This is a genomic window from Fonticella tunisiensis (genome assembly GCF_004364155.1).
Lineage (GTDB): Bacteria > Bacillota > Clostridia > Clostridiales > Caloramatoraceae > Fonticella > Fonticella tunisiensis.
On the sequence record NZ_SOAZ01000049.1, the window covers coordinates 1 to 6,131 of the forward strand.

Annotated in this window: 6 protein-coding genes and 1 pseudogene; all 7 read right to left on the reverse strand. The window is 29.9% G+C overall.

Annotation, left to right across the window (positions count from 1 at the left end; translation table 11 throughout):
* Positions 1-695 precede the first annotated feature (695 nt).
* The 7 genes and pseudogenes from EDD71_RS15450 to EDD71_RS14835 all read right to left on the reverse strand — a co-directional run bounded on the left by EDD71_RS15450 (position 696) and on the right by EDD71_RS14835 (position 5,056).
* Positions 696-860 carry a hypothetical protein gene (locus EDD71_RS15450; protein WP_158077013.1) on the reverse strand — a complete coding sequence of 55 codons (165 nt, stop codon included), beginning with the start codon at positions 858-860 and terminating at the stop codon, positions 696-698.
* Between the two features lie 223 nt (positions 861-1,083).
* Positions 1,084-1,992, reverse strand: a complete 909-nt coding sequence (locus tag EDD71_RS14810) for a MerR family transcriptional regulator (RefSeq protein ID WP_243116488.1) — start codon at positions 1,990-1,992, stop codon at positions 1,084-1,086.
* Positions 1,993-2,130: 138 nt separating this feature from the next.
* Positions 2,131-2,511, reverse strand: coding sequence for a hypothetical protein (locus tag EDD71_RS14815; RefSeq protein ID WP_242943625.1), 381 nt, complete (start codon positions 2,509-2,511; stop codon positions 2,131-2,133).
* Positions 2,512-2,555: 44 nt separating this feature from the next.
* Positions 2,556-3,245, reverse strand: coding sequence for a radical SAM protein (locus tag EDD71_RS14820; protein ID WP_078054684.1), 690 nt, complete (start codon positions 3,243-3,245; stop codon positions 2,556-2,558).
* Between the two features lie 16 nt (positions 3,246-3,261).
* Positions 3,262-3,531 (reverse strand): annotated as a pseudogene (locus tag EDD71_RS14825) (phenylalanine--tRNA ligase beta subunit-related protein); the annotation flags it as partial.
* Between the two features lie 172 nt (positions 3,532-3,703).
* Positions 3,704-4,756, reverse strand: coding sequence for a DMT family transporter (locus EDD71_RS14830; RefSeq protein WP_133629491.1), 1,053 nt, complete (start codon positions 4,754-4,756; stop codon positions 3,704-3,706).
* An 18-nt stretch (positions 4,757-4,774) separates the two neighbouring features.
* Positions 4,775-5,056, reverse strand: a complete 282-nt coding sequence (locus EDD71_RS14835) for a metal-sensing transcriptional repressor (RefSeq protein WP_077713001.1) — start codon at positions 5,054-5,056, stop codon at positions 4,775-4,777.
* Between the last annotated feature and the right edge of the window lie 1,075 nt (positions 5,057-6,131).

Genomic DNA, 6,131 nt, shown 5'->3' on the forward strand with positions numbered 1-6,131 from the left:
TTCTGTTTTATTCATGATACGATTCCTCCTTTTCTCAGGAATATTTTCTCATGAATAAAGCAACATTTCTATGTGGGAAACATTTGACGCTTACTTTTGAAAGAAGGCGAATACAAACAGAACGGCGTTTATAATGGTTGTAATAGTGCAGTATCTCCAAGTTTTGATGAACTTGAGATTCACTTGAAAGGAATTTTTTCAGAATGATAAGATGCGAGGTTTTAGAATTTGTTACTTACACATAACATGACTTTATTATTTCTAACACAACTTTTTCATTTTTGATATGACTTTTTTATCTGTAATATGAATTTTAATGGTTATACAATAGTAACAAAAGTTGATTATAATGTTATCTATCACTACTATAATTATTATATTAATATATAAGAGTAATAATTATCACAATCAGTAAAACTATTGATGGTGTAACTTTTCTAAAATAATCCTCCTTTAATTTCACTTGGAGTCCGAGGATGAAATCTAAAAAATTTCAAAAATAATAAGCCTTGAGATTTATGATTCCCAAGACTTCTTGCCCTAAATGTTACCTAACTAAGGTACTCTGGCTAACAATATCCCTATATAAAGACACGCCTATAATCGAGTAAAAACTCTAAAATCGAAGTTTATAATAATTCACTTTTACTTATATCTATATTTTATAATATAATTTAAGATGATGTAGCCCTCTTTTAGAAATCCCTTCCTAAAATTTTTCTACTTCTCTCTTTTGCTATTTCAATTCTATCGTATTTTTTAATACTTTCAGGAATCTTTACTTCCAAGGGTTTTATATTAAGGTGTTTTGTCTCTTCGGCGATTCTTTTTAAATCATCTGCCGTCAATTTCTTTTCCATTCTATTCACTCCCTTTCATAATCTCCTTATACAATCCTTTCGGTTTTCTCTTTTCGCATATTTTCTTGATTCTGTGCAATATTGTAAAAAGCATACATTTTACACTCTTTAATTGCTTGTCAAAATATCTTATGTAAAAACAAATATATAAACATTCAAAAACTAATATATATAGCAAATGCTGGTGCTTTCTTTTTTAATCATAATCGTTATTCTTGTATAACTACAACTTATAAATATTATCAATCTGAGGATATTTATCTACAAATGTTTTATTTGCTACCTGGAGTTTTTCAAGATACTCTCTATATGAGTCACTCAATATTTTTAAATTTTCAATAAATATATCATAATAACCGCTCTCTTGCTGAAACTGCAATAATAATTGCTGCATTTTACAGGCTGGTGATTTTTTATATTCATCTGAATTTCTATATTCCAAATATTTTCCAATATCTTCCTTATTTTCTTTTAAATATATATCTATATTGTTTACTGCATTTATTATAGATGAATTTATTCTCTGCATATCTATCTTTTCCAACTGTCCAAGACCTTGCAGCAAATATTCTTCCAATTCTTTCGGAAATTCTATTTTTGAAACCGTATCTAAGTAATCAACAATTTTATTATATGCCTCTTCTTTTTCCTCAGTATCAATTTTCCCATTAAGAAACTGTCCAAAATGTATGCATAGATACATTCCATAACCTCCTGGAAATGCTTGCAACAATTTCTCTTTAATTGTGAAATGCTTCTCAATGTTTTCTTCAATATAGGTAATTGCTTGGTCAATATTATAATCATCCATCAACTGTTCTAAACATTTTTTCTTAGCCATTGCTTTTTCAACTTCTAAATCCATCTTATATTTGCACTTTGCCAGAGCAGCGGCTTTATTGGTACTTGCAAGAATATTCTTGATATCAGCAATGCTAATACCTAATTTTCTTAAGGTTCCAATTTCTTTTAATACAGAAATATCTTCATCGCTATAATTTCGGTAACCATTATCCTCAACCGCTGGAGAAATCAATCCCTGCTGCTCATAATATTCAACTGCTTTTTTTGTCAATTTACATTTTTTACAAACATCTTTAATTAACATTCGTATCACCTCATAATTTATCATAGGCTAACCCCTAAGGTGATAGTCAATACCTATTTTGTATAAAGTTCAAAAATATACGCAATGTACAGAGTACTTTTTTATCCGATAAATCCTCACATTTGCTTTATCAACTTTCAATATCTTATCAGTAAATACTGCTTATATTCCATAGTGAATTAAATATTTATCCTTTTTTATCGCATCAGTTATCATTTCAATAAGGGCTTGAAGTTCTTGGGATTGATATTGACTATTTGCCTTGATAATAACATCTCTAAATTGTATAAGTGACTTTGGCGGGATGAGCGTTACCCCATAATAATCCAAGCCGTTTCCTGGCTGAGTTGTAACCTGAAAATATGTTTTTATCGCCATTAATTCTTCATTATACTTTATAATTAATTCTTCTATTAAATCATCATTTACAGAAATACAATTATGTTTTTCAGGCTCATACTCGCTATACCACTTGTTTTCTTCAAAAGAATCTATTATTCCAAACTCATGCTTCGCCAGACTATTACCCCCCTGCAAATGCATATAACCTCTCTTAATACACATTGTGAGAATATTATTCACTAAAGTTAAATATTTTGTAATGCTTTTGAAATTTCATCAAACCTTTCATCGGATATACCAAGTTTTTTCTTAAATCTTTCATCATTCATTCTTTCAACAATTACCTTGTCTGGAGATATTTCATTAATAATATTTTTTATCTTATTAACAGATTCCTCTGTATCATTATAGCCTTTAATAATTGTTACTTCTAAAATAAATTTTCCTTTATATTGTTTATTAAATAGAATCATATTTGAAATATATTCTTTTAGCGTATATCCTTCAATTGGTCTTTGGATTTTTTGAAAATCTTCTTCTGAAATTGCCTTTATCTCTCCAATAACTTCATCACATTTATTGGCTATTTGCATATATTCTTTTCTACCCAATAAATAGCCGTTAGATAACAGCCTTACAGGTACTCCCTTACTTTTGATTAAGTCAATGATATCACTAATTCTACTGTTTACAAGGGCTTCTCCTTTTGAGTTAATAAAAACTAAATCAACATTATTATTTTCTATCATACTTTCTAGTTCATTTAATGAATCATCTATTTCATCAAAGGACTGCTGTGTGTCTACTTTATTATACGACCTTCCAATAGGACAGAATATACAATCAAAGTTACAATACTTTTCAGGCAGGATATTTACTTCTAACACCCTTTTACCATCTTCAATATAAATATCTTTATAACTAAAAACGTTCATTCCTATACCCCCTAATTTACTCTATTACTATTTCCTTATTATTTATATCTAAAACTGAAATTTTACTTGTTCCACCTAAATTATCTTCTACTGATTTTGCCAAATCTTTTAATGCATTCTCAAATTCTACTACTCTAGTTTCGTCTACTAATTCAATACATAAGAAAGCATTAGTCGTATTTTCAGTAAGCATTGTTCTTATTGCTTCACGCCAGTTCCAGCATCTGCAAATTGCACCTTTATCATCTTTGTAGACTATTTCCCCTTCATATGGAGGCGAGTTCTCTAATGATAATTAAAATAAGTTCCAGGATTCCATGTCCCAATACTGTCATTAACACAACTTTATTATCTATTTAATAGAACTTTATTATTTTTAACATAACTTTTTTATCTGTAATATGACTTTTTTATTCGCGGCACAAGTTTTTAGGGTTATACAACATGAGTTTTTTAGTTTAATGAGCATGACTATGATGAATATCTTGAGTGTGTCTATGTGAATGGGTACATTCTTCATGAGTATGAATGTGAGTATGTCTACCGATAATAGTTTCATTATGACTATGATTATGATGACCATCATTATGACTATGACTATGCTCATGAGTTATTACAATATGATGATGCTTATGATTGTGTTCTTCTGTGGACGCAAAATACATACCTGCAATCATAATAAATAATGCAATAATAAATGAGGATGTTGGTAGTTCTCTAAAAATTATCAGTGATAACCCTACGCCAATAAATGGAGATACTGCGTAATAAGCACTTGTCTTTGCTGCTCCTAAGTATCTTTGGGCATAAATATAAAAGAATATACTTAAGCCATAAGCAAAAAATCCTAATATTAAGGCTACTATTAGATAAGATATATTATTTATTTTTTCTCCTAATGTCAGTGCAATTAGTAAAGAACCTATTCCAGAACCAAATCCTTTTATTATAACAACTTGTATTGGGTCTTTTAAAGATAACTTTCTTGTGCAGTTATTTTCAAGTCCCCAACAGATAGTTGCCAGTAATACAAAAATAGAACCAAATGAAAATGAAAAACTACTTATGTCTTCTACAGACAAAATGATACTTGACACAGTAATCAAAATTATAGCACTCCATAGTCTTTTACTTATGGGTTCCTTAAATACTTTTAAAGCGATTAGAGATGTAGCAACAATTTCAAAATTATTAAGTAATGAAACATTAGCAGCAGATGTCATTGTAAGTCCAATCATTAAAAAAATAGGTGCTACAATATCTAACATAACCATGCCAATAGTATATGGAAGTTCTTGTTTTGTAAATCTTGCCTCAGTCTTTTCCTTATATTTCTTATGTTTAATTAGGTCAGCAATAGACATTCCTAACCCTGCACCAAGATATAGAAAAGATGCCATCAATGTAGGTGGTATTTCCTTTAACAATAGTTTGGATACAGGTGAACTAATAGCGTATAATGCTGCTGCCAGTATGGCAAAAAAATTTGCTTTATATTGTTTATCTTCCATTCTAAATACCTCTCAAATCTATTTTATAAACTGTTCTATGGCTTTATTTAAATCCTCTATTACCTTTTTATCTCCAGTTTCTACTGCATTTACTACGCAGTTATTGATATGGTCCTGTAAAATAATTTTTCCTATATTATTAACGGCAGATTTTACTGCTGCAATTTGAATAAGAACCTCACTACAATCTCTTCCATCCTCTACCATTTTCTTAACAGATTCTAGATGTCCTATTGCTCTAGATAATCTATTAATAACTGCTTTAGTATTTTCATGATTGTGCTTATGTACTTCATTCATATACAATCCTCCCATCAATATCCCCCATGGGGGGTTATTAAAATTATATCATTATTTCATTCAGATTCCAATATTATTATTAAACTCTTAATGGCATCTATGATGATATTTACTATCTATGTTTTTGAGAATAAGGTTCATGGGGTAAGGTTAAAGATTTTATTCCACCTTTTAAGTTGTTATATCAATATTATCTTCAATATAGTAGTCAATACCTCTCTCAATTCCTTTAAAATCAGTAGTTTCAAATTTCTAAGCAATATATCGCTCTAATCAAAACTCTAATGAAAAATCTAATCCCTTAACCCTTCCCCCAAAAAATAAAAAACTCCGCAGTAAAACAGGAGTTATCCCGCATCTACTGCGAGGTTTTTGAATTTATTATTCAGATGTAACTCAACTTTATTATCTATTTGACACGACTTTATTATTTTCAACACAAGTTTTTTATCTCTGACACAACTTTTTTATTCTCAACCCTTATCCCTTTCCCTTTTTTGACTGAAACTTAATCCTAACTATGTATACACTTAAAAAACTCATGTCAAACCCCCACCCCCCTCAACCCCTTGCCCCTTCTCGCCTTAACCCTATTTCCCTATTTCTTTCCAGATAAAAAAGTCATGTCAAAAATCACCCTATTTCCTTATCCCTACCTCCTATTTTCTTCCTATTTTCCCTCTCATTTTAGATAAAAAAGTCGTGTCAGGAATAGGGAAAAGTTAAAAGGAAAAAGGAGAAAGTTTTAATCAATATCTTTCATCAATACTCCCTTCAAATCCTTTAAAATCAATACCTTTAGCCTTATACCTTACTCCTTAACCCTACTCAACCTAAAACAAAAATCATGGCTCCAATAAGGTTTTCTACCCTATTTTCACCATGACTTTTAACACAACTTTTTTATTTTTGATACGACTTTTTTATTCGTGACACGAGTTTTTTTGGGTTATACAATACCAAAACCTTTAACAACTTTTTTACTCAACTGTAACTGACTTAGCGAGATTTCTTGGTTTATCAACGTCACAGCCCTTTTCAACTGCTGTATAGTATGCAAGGAGCTGTAGAGGTA

Bases quoted from the DNA above. Each gene is read 5' to 3' on its own strand.
- EDD71_RS15450 (WP_158077013.1), bottom strand. From the start codon at position 860: ATGGAAAAGAAATTGACGGCAGATGATTTAAAAAGAATCGCCGAAGAG.
- EDD71_RS14810 (WP_243116488.1), bottom strand. From the start codon at position 1,992: ATGATAAATTATGAGGTGATACGAATGTTAATTAAAGATGTTTGTAAA.
- EDD71_RS14815 (WP_242943625.1), bottom strand. From the start codon at position 2,511: ATGCATTTGCAGGGGGGTAATAGTCTGGCGAAGCATGAGTTTGGAATA.
- EDD71_RS14820 (WP_078054684.1), bottom strand. From the start codon at position 3,245: ATGAACGTTTTTAGTTATAAAGATATTTATATTGAAGATGGTAAAAGG.
- EDD71_RS14830 (WP_133629491.1), bottom strand. From the start codon at position 4,756: ATGGAAGATAAACAATATAAAGCAAATTTTTTTGCCATACTGGCAGCA.
- EDD71_RS14835 (WP_077713001.1), bottom strand. From the start codon at position 5,056: ATGAATGAAGTACATAAGCACAATCATGAAAATACTAAAGCAGTTATT.